The 16,173-nt window shown below is 71.9% G+C and carries 13 protein-coding genes; 7 read left to right on the top strand and 6 right to left on the bottom strand.

The window, feature by feature from the left end; genetic code table 11:
* Positions 1-61 precede the first annotated feature (61 nt).
* Together ACZ6SA_RS29500 and ACZ6SA_RS29495 are read right to left on the bottom strand one after the other, a co-directional pair.
* The gene (locus tag ACZ6SA_RS29500; RefSeq protein WP_443151455.1) at positions 62-1,327 is read right to left on the bottom strand and encodes a sensor histidine kinase; all 1,266 of its coding nucleotides are present in this window, start codon (positions 1,325-1,327) and stop codon (positions 62-64) included.
* A gap of 38 nt (positions 1,328-1,365) precedes the next feature.
* The gene (locus tag ACZ6SA_RS29495) at positions 1,366-2,019 is read right to left on the bottom strand and encodes a response regulator transcription factor (protein WP_347646840.1); all 654 of its coding nucleotides are present in this window, start codon (positions 2,017-2,019) and stop codon (positions 1,366-1,368) included.
* Positions 2,020-2,253: 234 nt separating this feature from the next.
* Between ACZ6SA_RS29495 and ACZ6SA_RS29490 the strand changes: the two genes are divergently transcribed.
* Positions 2,254-2,418 (top strand): hypothetical protein, encoded by a 165-nt coding sequence (locus ACZ6SA_RS29490; protein ID WP_397132510.1) that lies wholly within the window; start codon positions 2,254-2,256, stop codon positions 2,416-2,418.
* Positions 2,419-2,490: 72 nt separating this feature from the next.
* On the opposite strand, the gene ACZ6SA_RS29485 is transcribed toward ACZ6SA_RS29490, so the two are convergent.
* Together ACZ6SA_RS29485 and ACZ6SA_RS29480 are read right to left on the bottom strand one after the other, a co-directional pair.
* On the bottom strand, positions 2,491-3,279 hold the full coding sequence (locus tag ACZ6SA_RS29485; RefSeq protein ID WP_347646841.1) for an inositol monophosphatase family protein: 789 nt from the start codon (positions 3,277-3,279) through the stop codon (positions 2,491-2,493).
* On the bottom strand, positions 3,279-5,231 hold the full coding sequence (locus ACZ6SA_RS29480; RefSeq protein WP_465831736.1) for a S9 family peptidase: 1,953 nt from the start codon (positions 5,229-5,231) through the stop codon (positions 3,279-3,281). The genes ACZ6SA_RS29485 and ACZ6SA_RS29480 overlap by 1 nt, the downstream gene beginning before the upstream one ends.
* A 249-nt stretch (positions 5,232-5,480) precedes the next feature.
* On the opposite strand from ACZ6SA_RS29480, the gene ACZ6SA_RS29475 reads away from it, so the two are divergent.
* Entirely contained in the window at positions 5,481-6,440 is a 960-nt protein-coding gene (locus tag ACZ6SA_RS29475; RefSeq protein WP_465831734.1) for a ferrochelatase, read from the top strand.
* Here the strand turns inward: ACZ6SA_RS29475 and ACZ6SA_RS29470 are convergent.
* On the bottom strand, positions 6,431-7,630 hold the full coding sequence (locus tag ACZ6SA_RS29470) for a lytic transglycosylase domain-containing protein (RefSeq protein ID WP_465831732.1): 1,200 nt from the start codon (positions 7,628-7,630) through the stop codon (positions 6,431-6,433). The two genes, ACZ6SA_RS29475 and ACZ6SA_RS29470, sit on opposite strands and share 10 nt — an antisense overlap.
* A 93-nt stretch (positions 7,631-7,723) precedes the next feature.
* Between ACZ6SA_RS29470 and ACZ6SA_RS29465 the strand changes: the two genes are divergently transcribed.
* From ACZ6SA_RS29465 to ACZ6SA_RS29455, 3 genes are read left to right on the top strand one after another with little or no spacing between them, the layout of a single operon-like run.
* Positions 7,724-8,926, top strand: a complete 1,203-nt coding sequence (locus tag ACZ6SA_RS29465; RefSeq protein ID WP_347646845.1) for an MFS transporter — start codon at positions 7,724-7,726, stop codon at positions 8,924-8,926.
* A 55-nt stretch (positions 8,927-8,981) separates the two neighbouring features.
* Positions 8,982-9,710, top strand: a complete 729-nt coding sequence (locus tag ACZ6SA_RS29460; RefSeq protein WP_347646846.1) for a polysaccharide deacetylase family protein — start codon at positions 8,982-8,984, stop codon at positions 9,708-9,710.
* A gap of 43 nt (positions 9,711-9,753) precedes the next feature.
* Entirely contained in the window at positions 9,754-11,031 is a 1,278-nt protein-coding gene (locus ACZ6SA_RS29455; RefSeq protein WP_465831729.1) for a D-arabinono-1,4-lactone oxidase, read from the top strand.
* Here ACZ6SA_RS29455 and ACZ6SA_RS29450 read toward each other — a convergent pair.
* Positions 11,007-11,843: a hypothetical protein gene (locus ACZ6SA_RS29450; RefSeq protein ID WP_465831727.1), complete on the bottom strand. Its 837-nt coding sequence runs from the start codon at positions 11,841-11,843 to the stop codon at positions 11,007-11,009. The two genes, ACZ6SA_RS29455 and ACZ6SA_RS29450, sit on opposite strands and share 25 nt — an antisense overlap.
* Positions 11,844-11,933: 90 nt before the next feature.
* Between ACZ6SA_RS29450 and ACZ6SA_RS29445 the strand changes: the two genes are divergently transcribed.
* On the top strand, positions 11,934-12,893 hold the full coding sequence (locus tag ACZ6SA_RS29445) for a protease inhibitor I9 family protein (RefSeq protein ID WP_465831725.1): 960 nt from the start codon (positions 11,934-11,936) through the stop codon (positions 12,891-12,893).
* 160 nt (positions 12,894-13,053) lie between these two features.
* Positions 13,054-16,167, top strand: a complete 3,114-nt coding sequence (sepH, locus tag ACZ6SA_RS29440) for a septation protein SepH (RefSeq protein WP_465831723.1) — start codon at positions 13,054-13,056, stop codon at positions 16,165-16,167.
* Positions 16,168-16,173: the final 6 nt, after the last annotated feature.

Genomic DNA, 16,173 nt, shown 5'->3' with positions numbered 1-16,173 from the left:
CACCAATGAGACGCCCCCCGCTCCTCAACACGCGCACGAACGCGACGCGGCGACGCGCGGGTCAGCGTCTCGGAAGCCGAATGGTCACGACCAGCCCTCCACCATCACGCGGCACGGCGGTCACGTTTCCGCCGTGGGCCTGTACGACCGCACGGACGATGGACAGCCCGAGACCCGATCCCTTGGCCGAATCCACCCGGTCGGAGTGGAGCCTCCTGAACGGCTCGAACAGGCTGTTCACCTCGTACGCCGGGACGTGCTGTCCCGTGTTGGCCACCTGAACAACCAAGCCACCGTCCGCCATTCCCGTCCGGATCCATACTTTTCCGTTTTCGGGAATGTTGTACTTCACGGCGTTCTCGAGCAGGTTGCTGACGGAGCGTTCCAGCAGCACCGGGTCGCCTATGGTAGGCGCGCTGACCAGTTCGGTCGTCACGGTGACCCCGTGTTCCTGGGCGAAGGGCACGACCTGTTCCACGGCCGTCTGAGCGACTTCCTGAACGTCCAGCGGCTTGCGCACCGCGAGCTCCCGCTCGCTCCTGGCGAGCAGCAGGAGGCCTTCGATGAGCTTCTCGTTACGCGCGTTGACTTCGAGGAGGGTACGGCCGAGCGCTTTGAGGTCCTCCGACGCCTCGGGATCCGACAGGGCGATCTCCAGGACCGTCCGGTTGATCGTGAGCGGCGTGCGCAGTTCGTGGGAGGCGTTGGCCACGAATCTGCGCTGGGTGTCGAAGGCGATGTTGAGCCTGGTGAGCATGGCGTCGAAGGTGTCGGCCAGCTCCTTCAGCTCGTCGTTGGGGCCCTCCAGGGCGATGCGCTGGTGGGCCAGGGTGCTCTCGGAGAGCTTGCGCGCCGTGCCGGTCATCTGCGCCACCGGCCGCAGCGCCCGGTCGGCGACGAAATAGCCGATGATGAGCGCGAGGATGCCGACGCCGAGCAGCGCGAGGAAGGCGCTGCCGAACAGGGCGTCGCGGGCGTCCTGCACCGCCTGCCGCTGTGACTCCTGCCACGCGGCGTCGAGCTGGGCGTTCTGGACGGGATTGAGCCCCCATTCGATGGAGGGCCAGGCGTAGTCGATCGCCGAGCCGACGATGACATAGACCGAGAGCAGCAGCACGGCGGCGGCCACGAAGACGAGCGCGCCGTAGGTGAGCGTCAGCCGCCACCGGATGCTGACCCTGCCCGGCAGGTCCCTCATCCGCTCCATCGGCGTGCGCTGCACCGGTCTCTGCGCCGGCGGGGGCGGGCCGTCCCAGGACGGCGGCCCGCTGGGCGGCGGCGCCTCCTGCACGCGTGTCGCCTTCCTGGCGGAGTGCGGGCTGATCATCGGATGCGTCGGCCCCGCCTGCCGCTCTGGCCGTTCAGTCACAACTTGTACCCCACCCCTGGGACGGTCTCGATCACCTGAGGCTCGCCCAGCTTCTTCCTCAACGTCATCATGGTCACGCGGACCACGTTGGTGAACGGGTCGATGTTCTCGTCCCATGCCTTGTCCAGCAGGTCCTCCTGGCTGACCACGGCGCCCTCGGCGCGCATCAGCTCCTCGAGGACCGCGAACTCCTTCTTGGTCAGCACGATCTCCTTGCCGTCGCGCTGCACGAGCCGCTTGCCCGGGTCGAGCCGGATCCCGGCCCGATCGAGGACGGGGGGCAGCGCGGGCGCGGAGCGGCGGCCGAGCGCGCGCACCCTGGCGACCAGCTCGACGAACACGAACGGCTTGGCGAGGTAGTCGTCGGCCCCCAGGCCGAGCCCCTCCACCTTGTCGTCCACGTCGCCCGACGCGGTCAGCATGAGGATGCGCGAGGCGCTCCGCTGCTCCACCAGCCGCCGGCACACCTCGTCACCGTGCACGACCGGCAGGTCACGGTCGAGCACGATCACGTCGTAGTCGATGTACGAGGTGCGTTCCAGCGCGCCCCCGCCGTCATAGGCCACGTCCACCGCCATGGCCTCGCGCCTGAGCCCTGTCGCGATCGCGTCGGCGAGCACACGCTCGTCCTCAACCACCAGCACCCGCACGCCTGGCACACCTCTTTCCGGATCCGGTCCCACATTCTGTCCACAGCGTCGATAAGCGCACGGTAAGGCATGTCAAGGGGTTGGTGACGCCAGGGTGAGGCAGAGCACGGCGAAATTCATGTTTCGGGGGAGGATGACCCGGGGTATGCCTGCGGGACACCCATCGCCCGGACATCAACCGGCAATGGGCGTGCGTCGCTCCCACACGAGTCGAACCCCTAGAGAGTAGGTGAGATGGGCGAGTTCACGACCACGATCGAACACCGCCTCGACCAGGCTTACGAGGGCCTCCGTGAGGCCCGCAGCGTCGGCGACGACTACCTCGCCGACACGCTCACCGCCGAGATCGAGGATCTGCGCCGGCTGGCCGACGATCATGGCATTCCCTTGCCCCGTTGACCCGATCGAAAACGGCCGGAGCCTTTCGCTCCGGCCGTTTCGTCGTTCCCTGGCCCGTCCCGCCCCTGTCGTTCAGGCATCCCGCTCGGGGTCGAGCGGCGCGAGCAGGTCGTGCAACTCCTCGAACAGGCCGGGCGCGGCGCACAGCGCGAAGTCCGGGCTCACGGGCCTGCCGTGCAGCCCGCCGAGCCTGGCCCCCGACTCCGTCGCCACCAGGCCGGCCGCGGCGAAGTCCCAGTGGTTGATGCCGCGCTCGTAGTACGCGTCGAGGCGGCCGGCGGCCAGCGAGCACAGGTCGATCGCGCACGAGCCGCCGCGCCTGATGTCACGCACGCGCGGCAGCACCGCGGCCACCACCTCGCCCTGGACGGCGCGCCTGCTCACCGAGTAGCCGAAGCCGGTCGCCACCAGCGCCTGCGCGAGCGGCACCCCCGTGGTGCAGCGCAGCCGCTCGCCGCCGAGCCAGGCGCCCTCGCCGAGCGCGGCGGTGTAGACCTCGCCGCGCTGCGCCGCGTTGACGACCCCGGCCACGACCTGGCCGTTGACCTCGACGGCGATCGACACCGCCCAGTCGGGCAGCCCGTACAGGAAGTTGACGGTGCCGTCGATCGGGTCGACGATCCAGCGCACGTCGGACTCCCCGGGCGCCTCGCCGCCCTCCTCCCCCAGGATGCGGTCGTCCGGCCTGGCGGCCAGGACGCGCTCGCGGATGAGCTCTTCCGAGGCCTTGTCCAGGATGGTGACGACATCGGTGGGGCTGGACTTGGTCTCGATCTCTCCGGACATGGTGGGCCGTTTGGCGAGGAGCATGTCGCCCGCCTCGCGGGCGATGTCCTCGGCCAGCCGCAGGAAGTCGGTCATCAGGCCACCGAGTCCGGACGCTTCCACTCCTGTCCCAGCACGTGCTGGGACAGGAAGGCGAGCACCGTCTCGTACCAGGCGACGGCGTTGCCCGGCTTGAGGATCCAGTGGTTCTCGTCGGGGAAGTACAGGAACTTCGCGTCCACCTCCGTACGCCGCAGGTCCCACCAGAGCCGCAGGCCCTCTCCGATGGGCACGCGGTAGTCCTTGTCGCCGTGGATGACGAGCAGCGGAGTGGTGATCTTGTCGAGCGAGTTGTGCGGCGACAGCAGCGAGTAACGCTCGGAGCCGGGCTCGCCGAACTCGCGCTGCCAGTACATGGCGGCGTCGGTGGTGCCGGCGAACTGGTCGAGGTTCCAGAGGGAGGCGTGGGTGACGATGGCCTGGTAGCGGTCGCTGTGGCCGGCCAGCCAGTTGGCCATGTAGCCGCCGTACGAGCCGCCCATCGCGCCGATGCGCTCGGCGTCGATGTCGTCCCTGGCCAGGGCCACGTCGACGATCGCGTCGAGGTCGGCCTGGGTGCGCGGTCCCCAGTTGCCCCAGCCGCGGTCGATCATCTCCTGGCCGTAGCCGGTGGACAGGCACGGGTCCGGCATGAGGACGGCGTATCCGTGCGCGGCCATGATCCACGCCTGCCAGCGCCACTGCCAGTCGTTCCAGGAGGCGACCGGACCGCCGTGGATCCACAGCAGGAACGGCGCGGGCGCGTCGGCCGAGGCGCCCTCCGGCAGCACGAGCCAGCCGCGGATCGTGGTGCCGTCGTCGGCGGTGGCGGAGATCTCGGTCAGCGTGCCGGGCACCTCGGGGCGCGGCGCGGGCGAGGGCAGGTCGGCGATCTCGCCGGTGGCCACGTCGATCCTGGCAGGGCCGGGCGCGATGCCGACGCCGCTGCGCAGCGCGTAGACGGCGTGGCCGTCGGCGGAGACGGTCAGATTCGAGTAGGAGGCGTCGTCCTCGGTCAGCCTGACCACGGCACCGGGCTCGGCCGCGGGGACGCGGAAGACCGGCCGGCGTCCCTGGTGGTCGGCGGCGAGGTAGACGGCCGAGGAGTCGGGCGCCCACTCGACGGCCGAGGGGAACAGGTCGGGCGCGTACGCGCGGCCCTGCCCGGTGGCGAGGTCGGCGATCCACAACTCGCTGCGCGCCGAGACCTCCAGGCCGGTGAACCGCTCGCGGGAGCAGGCGATCCGGCGGCCGTCGGGCGAGATCGCGAGCGGGCCGGCGAAGTCGTGACGGTCCTCGCTGACCAGCACCCGCCGCTCACCCGTGGCGACATCGATGGCCACGAGGTCGGTGCGCCACTCCCCCTTCGGCAGGTAGGTGCGCCAGGTGGAGATCACGGTGGCGCCGTCGGGGGTCAGCTCGAAGCCGCACTCGCGCAGCGCCTCGCCCGCGTCGGGGGTCAGGTCGCGTACGTCCTCCAGCCGGTCGTCGCCGAGCCGGGCCGCGAACAGGCGCGTGCGCCCGGGGCCGAGGTCGTGGTCCCAGTAGCGGACCGGGTAGCTCTCGAACAGGACGGCGCTGATCCCGGCGTCCTTGCGGGCCTTGCGCCGCTCCTCCTCGGTGGCCGCCTCGCCGTCCAGCACGTCGGCGGCGAACACGACGACGTCGCCCGCCGTGCGCACCGCGGCGATGCCGCCGGGCCGGGTGGCGACCTGGCGGGCCTCGCCGCCCGCGCGGGGCAGCAGCCACAACGAGGCGACCTCGTCGGTGGAGTCCTTGACGGTGGGGTCGGGGCGGGCCGAGGTGAACAGCACGTCGCCCGCGTCGGTGAAGACGGCGCCGGACTCGCCCTTCGCGGAGCGGGTCAGGCGGTGCGGCTCCCCGTCGACGGGGATCGCCCAGAGCGCGGTGCCGTACGACTTGCCGTCGGCGTTCAGGGACTGGACCGCGGAGATCAGCCTGGAGCCGTCGGGCGAGAGCCGCAGCGAGAGAACCCGAGGGATAGCCACATAGTCACGTATGTCGTTAAATGCGCTCACCCGATCGAACCTACCTGTCCATGGCCTCACCGCGTGAGGCGGCTCGCTCGCCGATGTCCGTTTCCATGGCCTCACTGCGTGAGGCGGCTCGGTCGCTGATATCCGTTGCCTTCCCTCGTCGCTCTGGTCGCTGCGCTCCCGCCGCTCCTCAGTCCAGGCAACGGCGCTCCCTCGCGGGTTGAAGAGGGGACCGGCGGCATCTCCTCATAGGGTTGTCTCGTGGGAGACTACGACGCCCTGCTGGTCCTGTCGTTCGGCGGTCCAGAAGGTCCTGACGACGTGCTGCCGTTCCTGGAGAACGTGGTGCGCGGGCGCGGCGTGCCGCGCGAGCGGCTGCTCGAGGTGGCCGAGCACTACCAGAGCTTCGGCGGCATCAGCCCGATCAACCAGCAGAACCGCGACCTGGTCGAGGCGCTGCGCCCGGTCGCCGGCGTGCCGGTCTACTGGGGCAACCGCAACTGGCGCCCCTTCGGCGAGGACGTCGTGCGGCAGATGAAGGCCGACGGGGTCGAGAAGGCGGCGGTCTTCGCCACGTCGGCGTTCGCGGGTTATTCGAGCTGCCGCCAATACTACGAGGACATCGCCAGGATCTCCGTCGACGGCGGCCCCGAGCTGGTCAAGATGCGCCACTACGGCGAGCACCCGGGGTTCGTGGCCGCGATGGCCGGCCACACGCGCGCGGCGCTGGAGCGGCTCGGGCTCCGCGGCCACGACGACGCCAGGCTGGTGTTCACCGCCCACAGCATCCCGGTCTCGATGGCCGAGACCGCCGGCCCGTCCGGCGGCCTGTACGAAGCGCAGCTGCGCAGAAGCGCCGAACTGGTCAGCCAGGCGCTCGGCCGCACCCAGCCGTGGGACCTGGTGTGGCAGTCGCGCAGCGGCCCGCCGCAGGTGCCGTGGCTGGAGCCGGACGTCTGCGACTTCCTGCGCAAGACCGACGCGCCGTCCGTGGTGCTCGTGCCGATCGGGTTCGTCTCCGACCACATGGAGGTCGTCTACGACCTCGACACGGAGGCCAGGCAGGTGGCCGCCGAGCGGGGCCTGCCGATGGAGCGGGCGGCGACGGCCGGCACGCATCCGCGGTTCGTCTGGATGGTGCGCGAGCTGATGGACGAGCCGGAGCCGCAGCCCTGTCCCCTGACCTGCTGCCCGCCGCCCCGCCGCAGGCCTCAGGCGTAGGTGCGGGCGTAGGCCTCGGCGATGCCCATGACCTTGTTCACGTAGTCCCACGAGTGGTTGTAGAACCAGATCGCCTTGCGCAACTTCTCGCCGCCCTTGCCCGCCCCGTTGGCGCACAGGTAGTTGGCGGCGCCGGGCACCGCGTCGTACGGGCTCCAGATGTCGGCCTTGCCGTCGCCGTCGCCGTCGACGCCGTAGTGCTTCCAGGTGGCGGGCATGAACTGCATGGGCCCGAGCGCGCCCGCGCTCGACGGGCCGTTGTTGCGGCCGTGGCTGCTCTCCACCTGGCCGATCGCGGCCAGCACCGTCCAGGACAGGCCGGGGCAGCGGGTGGCGGAGGCCTTGTAGAGCTCGAGGTAGCTGCCGGGCCTGCCCACGTTGACGCTCTTCGGCTGCTGCTGCTCGGGGACCCGCTTCTTCGCGGTGCGGTCGGCGGCGTCCAGCAGGACGATCTGGGCGTCCTTGCCGAGCAGCCTGCGCACGCCCGACTCGCTGATCTTGCCCGGCTTGCCGTGCAGCAGCACGGCCACGCCGGGCGCGAATCCCAGCGACCTGCCCAGATCGGCGCTCACCAGCCCGTCCACGCCCTTGAGCCCGAGCGTGGCCGAGGCGGCGACGCGCAGCCTCGGGCCGCCGTCCACCTGGTACATGGCGCCGAGGACCATCCCGTACTTGCGCATCGTGCCGGCGTCGGCCACCAGCTCTCCCCTGGTCAGCGCGCTCCAGACGCCCGGCTGGTCGGCGACGGGCTCCGGCGTCCACGAGCGGAAGTGGGAGGGGTCGACGGCGAGCAGGTTCAGCCCGGTGCCCGACACCTTGACCGCGCCCGCGTCCACCACGATCACCTTCTGCACGTGCGCGAGCTCGCCGAGGCGGAACCGCGTCTGCTTGGGCACGGCGGCCGGGGTGATCGCCAGCACGCGCGGCGGGGTCGGCGTGACGCTCGGGCCTCCCTCGCCGAAGTCCTTGACCGGCTCGGCCGAGGGCACGATCTGGTCGAGGCGGGGCGTGGGCGAGGATGTGGGGCGGGGCTGCTGCGGGCGCGGGCCGCGTCCGGGCTCGCCGGCCGGACCACTGGTGCTGACGAGGTCGTCGCCGAGGATCACCACGACTCCACCCGCCGCGACGGTGACCACGAGCACGGCGATGACCATGAGCATGACCGCGCGGAACGAGGGAAGACCGGACACTCGGCACACGTTAACCCACCCGCCGGAAATATCACTTGCCGTCCGGACACTCGGTGCGCAATGGTTAGGTCCTTGAAGTAAGGGGGAAACGGCGTGGTCGGGCCTTACAGAGGATTGTTCGAGAGGCCCGGCACCGCAGGGTTCGTGCTGGCGGGGTTCGTCGGGCGGATGCCGATGTCGATGCTCGGCATCGGGGTCGTGCTGCTGGTCCAGACCCTGACAGGCTCGTACGCCGTCGCGGGCGCCGTGGCAGCCACCACCAACGTGTCGTTCGCGATCGCCGCCCCGCTGTCCGGCCGCCTCGTCGACAGGTTCGGCCAGAACCGGGTGATCCCGCCGTTCGCCCTCGTCAACGCCCTCGCGCTGGCCGGCCTCATGGTGTGCGCCGGTTACGGGCTGCCCCACTGGACCCTCTACGTCACGGGCCTGCTGGTCGGGGCCACCTCGCTGTCCATCGGCTCGATGGTGCGGGCCCGCTGGTCGTTGATCCACGGCGGCTCCGGCAAGCTGCACACCGCGTTCGCGTTCGAGTCCGTCGTCGACGAGGTCACGTTCGTCACGGGCCCCGTGCTCGTCACGATGCTCGCCACGGGCGTCAACCCGTTCGCCGGGCTGACCGTGGCCCTGCTCTGCATGCTCTTCGGCTGCCTGGCGCTGGCGGCGCAGCGGCACACCCAGCCGCCCGTGCAGCGGCTCGCATCATCGTCGGGCACGCCCATCCTGATCCCCGGCATCGCCCTGCTGTCCTGCGTCTACCTGGGGATGGGCGCGGTGTTCGGGTCGGTCGACCTGGTCACGGTGGCCTTCGCGGAGGAGCACGGGGTGAAGGCGGCCGCGGGGTTCCTGGTCGGGGCGTTCGCGGGCGGGTCGATGGTGTCGGCGCTCTGGTTCGGGTCGCGCAGCTGGAGGATCTCGCTGCGCGGACGGTTCGTGAGCGCCCTCGGGCTGCTGGTGCTGGGCCTGACACCGATCATGTTCATCGGCAACGCGTGGATCATGGGGGTCGCGCTGTTCCTGGCCGGCTTCGCCATCTCGCCGACGATCATCACTGGTTTCTCGCTCACCCAACGGCTGGTGCCTCCGTCGCTGCTCACCGAGGGTATGGCGTGGGTCTCGACCTCCATCGGGTTCGGCGTGGCGGTCGGCGCGTGGGCGGGCGGGCGGCTCACCGAGGCGTACGGCGCGTCCAACGCCTACGGCTTCGCCCTGGGGGCGGCGGCTCTGGCCGCGCTCGTGGGAATGGGAGGTTCGGGTCTGCTGAGAATTCCCGAGGCTCCTTCACCCGCGAAGAGCTGATCCGCTACCGTCGGGACATCCCTCGCAACACCCATCACACTGGAAGCTACGAGTTATGTCCCGACAAATCAGTTCACTGCTAGCTATCGCGGCTGTCTGCGTCACCCTCGCACCGACGCCCGCACTGGCCCAGGCCCCCAAGAAGGAGGTCGACTGCTCGCAGGTCAAGTGCGTCGCCCTGACCTTCGACGACGGACCGGGCAAGTACGCGGGCAAGCTGCTCGACACGCTCAAGAAGTACGACGCGAAGGCGACGTTCTTCCTTGAGGGCCAATACGTGAAGAGCCGCCCGTCCTACGTCAAGCGCATGGTCGCCGAGGGCCACGAGCTCGGCAACCACAGCTACACCCACCCCGACTTCCGCAAGGTCGAGAAGTGGGACGTCAGGGCCGAGATCAAGAAGACCCAGGAGGCGGTGAAGAAGGCGGCGGGCGTCGAGCCCAAGCTGCTGCGGCCGCCGTACGGCATGGTCGACCTGACGGTCTCCGACGTGGCCGTCGAGTTCGGCATGCCGATCATCCTGTGGACCGGCGGCAACGAGGACTGGAGCTCCAAGAACGCGACCGCCATCAAGAAGAAGTCGATGGAGGTGGCCAAGCCGGGCAGCATCGTCCTCATGCACGACTGGGTGAAGCAGACCGTCGACTCGATGCCGGCGATCGTCAAGTCGCTGCAGAAGAAGGGCTACCATCTCGTGACGGTGTCCGAGGTGCTCAAGGGCCAGGACGTGAAGCTCGAGCCCGGCGACGTCTTCCCCGTCCCCGCGGGCTGGGAGAACAAGTGAGTCCCGCCCGCGACTGACCCGGCGAGACGGTGAAGGGGTGCTCGTGACCTTCGTGAACTGGGCGCGCAACCAGTCGGGCACCCCCGCGGAAGTGCGTACGCCGGCCTCCGTCGCGGACGTCGTACGCGCGGTGCGTGACGCCGCCGCCTCCGGGCGGCGGGTCCGCATGGTCGGCACGGGCCACTCCTTCACCGGAGTGGCCCTCACCGACGGCATCATGCTGCGCCCGGCCGCGCTGACCGGGATCAGGTCATGCGCGGGCGACCGCGTCACCGTGCTGGCGGGCACGCCGCTGCGGGTGCTGAACGAACTCCTCGACGAACGCGGCCTCGCCCTCGCGAACATGGGCGACATCACCGAGCAGACCGTCGCGGGCGCCATCCAGACCGGCACCCACGGCACGGGACGTGACAGCGGCGGGCTCGCCGACCAGGTCGCCGAGCTGGAGCTGGTGCTCGCCGACGGCTCGGTCGCGACCGTCTCGCCCGGCGACGACCTGTTCGACGCCGCCCGGGTGGGGCTGGGCGCCCTCGGGGTGCTGACCGCCGTGACCTTCCGGGCGGAGCCCGCGTTCCTGCTGCGCCACCGGCGGCGCAAGCTACCGCTCAGCGAGATCCTCGGCTCGCTCGACGCGCTCACCTCCGCGAACGAGCACCTCGACTTCTTCTGGCTGCCGCACACCGACGCCTGCCTGGTCAAGACGGGCAACAGGGACGCGGGCCCGGCCCGGCCGCCCGGCGCCGTCAGGTGGTGGCTGGACAACGTGTTCCTGGAGAACACCGTCTTCGGCGCGGCCTGCGCGCTCGGGGCCCGTGTCCCCCGTCTCATCCCGCGCATCAACGAGGTCAGCGCGGCCGTCCTGGGCGACTCGGAGTCGGTGGACACGTCGTACAAGATCTTCACCGCGCGGCGCGACGTGCGCTTCCTCGAGATGGAGTACGCGGTGCCCCGCGAGCGCCTGGCCCAGGCCCTGCGCGAGACGCGTGACCTCGTCGAACGCATGGACTGGAAGATCACCTTCCCGGTGGAGGTGCGGGTCACGCCGCCCAGCGACGCCTGGCTGTCCACCGCGTACGGCCGCCCGTCGGCGTACGTCGCCTGCCACGTCTACCGTCCGACGCCCAACCCGGCGTACTTCGCGGGCGTCGAAGAGATCATGACCCGGCTGGACGGGCGGCCGCACTGGGGCAAGCTGCACACCAGGGACGCCGCCTCCCTGGCCGGGGCCTACCCCCGCTTCGCGGACTTCCAGGCGCTGCGCGACCGGCTCGACCCGCGGCGCCTGTTCGGCAACGCCTACCTGGACGTCGTGCTCGGATAGCCGGAGGGCGTGTCCACCTGGTCGGCCTGATCGGGGCGTTCCGGGCCCTCTTCCAGCGCCGGCGGGGTCAGCGGCGGCTCGTCGGACGGCGCCTCCACGCCGGGCTGGTCGTCCACCGCGGGCGGCGTGGTGGTGGAGGCCGTGGGGGACGGCTTCACCGTGACCGTCTTCGTGGGCTCGGGCCGCCGGGACGGGGTTCTCGTGGGTGTCCGCGTGGGCGTCGGCGTGGCGGGCTCGCGGGTCACCCTGCTGCGCTGGTACGCGGGCTCCCGGGTGGGCCGGTCCTCCTCCTCTCGCTGGTCGATCGGCGCGTGGCGTTCGTCCGCGCCCTTCGGCTGCTTGCCGGTGACCTGTTCGTGCACCGTCTGCCGGGTCACCGCCTGATAGACCAGGATGCCGCCCATGCTGAGGGCGAACACCACGGCCGAGGCCGCCCCTAACCGCGTCCACGACGGCAGGCGCCAGACCGGTCCGACGGCCGGCATGACGAGCGTGGACCCCTCGTCGCCCGCCTCTTGCGCGGGCTCGTGCCCGGCGGGCCCGTCTCCTGCGGGCTCGCCCTCGACCTTCCGCCCGACCAGCGTGCGCTGCCTGACCCGGTCTGACGTACGCGCGAGATAGTGCGTGTAGACGGCGCCCGCGATCGTGCTGGCCACGCTGACGACCGCGGCGCCGATCACTGTCCCTGCGACGCCGAGATAGGAGGCGGCCACGGCCGCGGTCACCGCGGCCAGGGCGCTCCCCATGATCTGTGGGACGGTCAGCTCAAAAGTCCGCTGCTCGCCGCTCATCCCCCGGATCAGTCCCCTCATGTTGTTGTTCGGTAAAAACTTTCCCGGGAATAGACGCGACGGCGTGTCCCGATGTTCTTGTGACGTGCGCGACAGGCACCCTCGTAGCTCGTGCCCCGACGACTCGGCCTGCCCTCCGTTTACCTCGCCGCGGCTGTGGCCACGGCCGCCGCGACCGCCATCCCGCTGGCCATGACGCCCGCCTCGGGAACCGCCCTGCGCCCCGCCGTGACCGAACCCGTCCGGCCCTACATCGTCACCGCCCGCGGCCGAGGCGCCGCCCGCGCCCTCGTCGGCGAGGCGCGGTGGCGGGTGCGCCGCTACTACACCGCGGCGCTGCCGGGATTCGCCACGTTCCTCACCGCCGCCGAACTGGCCGGGCTCCGGGCCGACCCGCGGGTACGCGCGATCGAGGCCGACCGGCAGATCCATCCCATGACGAGCAGGAGGGCCGAGCCCCCTCCGGCCGGCCCGGCAGTCGCAGCGGCCACCGGCGCGGGCACCACCGTGTACGTCGTGGACAGCGGCCTCGACCCCGGACGGCCCGAGTTCGGCGACCGGACGTGGCGGGCCTTCGACGCCACCGGCGGCACCGGGCACGACTGCGCCGGCAACGGCACGCGCACCGCGGGCCGCGTCCACGCCGTCGCCCCCAGGGCCCGCATCGCCTCCGTACGCGTGCTCGGCTGCGGCGGCTCGGGCACGCTGGCCGACGCGCTGGCGGGGCTCGACTGGATCCGCAGGCACGCGCGCGGGCCCTCCGTCGCGAACCTGTCCATCGACGGCGCCGACTCCCCCGCTCTCCGCGCCGCCGTACGCGCTCTGGTGCGATCGGGCGTGTTCGTCGTCGGAACAGGGCATTCCCGGACCTGTCAGGTCACCAAGGCCGGAGTCGCGTACTCCGCCTACGCTCCGTACATCGCCGGAGCCGCCGCCCGGCACCTGCACGTCCATCCGGCCGTCCACCCGTCCGTTGTGGCCTCTTGGCTCAAGTGCGCTCCGGCGCGCGGCGAGATTCGCCAGAATCCCTCGAGGGCCTCTAACCTCCTCATGCGCGACGGCGGGTTCTAGAGGGATGGATTCCACGAATGTGACCGGCGTCACATCGCCTCGGGACTATCCCAGGAAGGCGATGTTCGGACATGCCGGGTACGGTGCTGGCAGGCAACCGGCACACGCGAGAGACTCAAGGGTCCGGGGGAAGAATGGCGACGCTGACGAAAGGACTCGCATGCAGGAGCTCCGACTCGTCGCGGTGAGTGAGGACGGCACCTATCTCGTGCTGGCTACTGCCGGGCGGGGTACGCGCTTCACGCTTCCCGTGGACGACCGGCTCCGTGCTGCCGTCCGCGGCAACTTCTCCCGTCTCGGCCAGTACGAGATCGAAGTGGAGAGTCCGTTGCGCCCCAAGGAGATCCAGGCCCGCATCCGCGCCGGAGAGACGGCGGAGGAGATAGCCGCGACCGCCGGGATCCCGGTCGAGCGAGTCCGCTGGTTCGAGGGGCCGGTGCTGCAGGAGCGCGAATACGTCGCCCAGCAGGCGCAGCGGGTGTCCGTGCGCATGCCCGGCGAGTCCTCGCCCGGCCCGACCCTCGGCGACCTCGTCGCCGAGCGCCTGACCAGGCGCGGCGTGCCCACCGACGAGATCGACTGGGATTCCGCCAAGCGCGACGACGGCCTGTGGCGGGTCAAGCTCGGCTACGTGTGGAACGGTCACACCCGTCACGCCGAATGGCTCTTCGACCCGCGCAAGCGCCACGTGACCCCCCACGACGACGAGGCCCTGCGCCTGTCGTCCGCCGACTTCGACCCCGAGCCGACCGTGGTCGAGGACACCACGGTGACGCCGTTCGCGCCGCGGGTGGCCAAGCTGCAGCCGGTGCCGCCACTGTCCTCCGACGCGCTGCCGTTCCCCCCAGTGTCGCGGCGCGAGCCGGAGGAGCCCGCGGTCGGCTACAACCCGCCGCCGAGGTCGTCCGAGACGGCGTACGCGCGGCCTTCGGAGCCGCAGTCCCGCGAGACGCCTTCCCGTGGCACGGCGTCGCGCGACGCCGCGTCCCGTGAGGCGCCCCCGCCCGGGACGCCCTTCGACCGGGCCGCTCCTCCGCGCGAGCCTGCCCCGGTGTGGGAGCCGTCCGACACCCACGGCTCCTCCTCCCGTCACGATCCGCCGGGCGGGACGGCCCATCGCCACGAACCGGCCCACGACCCCGGCCACCGCCAGGCCCCGCCCTCGCGCGAGCCCGCCTTCGGCCACGACCCCGCCGGGCAGGCGAGCCCTCGGCGGGAGCCGTCGCCCGAGCCCGGCCGTCCTCCGTTGCGGGACCCAGGCCACCGCCAGGAGCCCCCGTCTCGGGAGTCCTTCCGTCCCGAGCCTCCCGCTCGCGAGACCGGCCACACCCGCCCCGGCGACACCTCCTCCCGCCGCGGCGGGTCTTCGACGTGGCGGCCCGACTTCGGCCCCGGGCGCGCGGGTGAGCGTGACACCGACGCCATCTACGCACCCGCCGCGCCCGCTTCCGCCACGCCACCACCGGCGTCCCCGCACCCGGAGGTCGCCGAAGAGGCGACGGCCCAGCCGGTCTCCCCGGACGAGCCCGCCACCCAGCCGACCTGGGAGGCGCAACCGTCCGCCCGGCCGGTTGCGGAGACCCGGCCCTCCGCGGAGACGGTTGCCTCCGTCGAGGCCGAGACCTCCCCGGAGCGGAGTGCCCGCCCAGAAGCGGCCCCGCAGCCCACCCAGGAAGCGTTCCCGCAGGCCGCCCAGGAAGCGGCGGTTCCGCCGGCGGAGACGGCGACGCCGGTTCAGGAGGCGGAGACGGCGGTTCAGGAGGCGGAGACGGCGGTTCAGGAGGCGGAGACGGCGTCTCCTGCCGGGCCCGGCGAGACGACGGTTGCCGACCGGCCCGCAGCGGCCCAGGACGGGGCCGTCACGCACGTCCCTGCGCCAGAGCGGGCCGCCGAACCGGCATCCCCGCCGGCCAGCGCACCGACTCCGGGTTCGGCCACCGCACCGGGTTCGGCCACGGCACCGGCCGCCGCGCCGGAGCCGAGCGCCGCGCCGGCCGCCACGACGGAGCCGGGCACCGCACCGGCCGCCACCGTGGAGTCCGGCGCCACGCCTTCACCGGCCGCCGGGTCCGACAAGTCGGCCCTCACAGAGGAAACCGTCCAGCCGAGCACCGTGGCGGCAACGGCCACAGCACCGTCCGTCGCCGCCGAGGAGGCTCCCGCACCTGCCGAAACGGCACCGTCCGGCGCGGACACGACGTCCGCACCGACCGCCACGGACACGACCAACCTGACGGACCCGGCCGACCCGACGGCCGCCACGGATACGACGATCCCGACGGACCCGACGATCCCGACGGACCCGACGGACCCGACGAGCCCGGCGGGCCCGGCCGACCCGACGATCCCGGCAGGCCCGGCCGCGGCGACCGCCGCCGCGGACAGGGCGACCGCCGCGGACGCCGCGGAGCCTGCCGAAACCCCGGCTGAAACACCCAGCGGCTCGGACGCGACGCCCACCGACGCCGCGAAGGCCGCGACGGAGACCGAGACGCCCCGCACCGCGGAGGCTGAGACACCAGGCACCACGGAAGCCGGGACGCGCGCAACCACGATGGCTGAGACGCCGCGCGTCGCGGAAGCCGAAACGCCTGACACCACGGAAGCCACGACCTCCGGCGCCACCGCTGCCACAACATCGAACGCCGACACGACCGCGACGCCCGGCACGACCGACACCACGACCTCGGATGCCCAAGGGCCGGCGGTCGCCGAGACCGAGACGCCCGGCAGCGGAGACGCCGAGCCCACCACCACCGAGCCCACCACCACCGAAGCCACCGGCGCCAAGGCCGCCGACCCGCAGAGCGGCACCCGGCCGGAGACCCAGGCCGGCACTGAGGCAAGTGTCCAGGCCGACGCCCAGGCGGAGGTCGAGGAATCGGGGTCGGCGGATGCTCGCTCGTCGAGTGCTCAGCCCGCCGCCCCTGAGACCGGGACCGCGACCGAGGCCGAGGCCCGGACCGAGGAGGCCGAGGGAAGGACGGACGAGGCCGAGGGAAGGACGGACGAGGCCGAGGAGGCCGCCAGGGAGGCGAAGCCTCCGGCGCCCAAGCCGAAACCCGCTCCGAGCCCCAAGCCGAAGCCGTCGGTGCCGGCGGCCCGCGCGGGCAAGGACACCGACAAGGGCAAGGGCAAGGACGAGCCGGCCGTGCCGATACCGTCCCCGCCCCCGGCTCCGGCCGCCCGCCCGGCGCGTAAGGGCTCCAGGGGCCGCAGGGCTTCGGTCCCGAGCTGGGACGAGATCATGTTCGGCGCCCGCCGCCAGGACTGATCAGGC

The sequence above is a fragment of the Nonomuraea sp. NPDC049378 genome (genome assembly GCF_055586745.1).
This window is presented reverse-complemented; position numbering and strand designations above follow the sequence as displayed.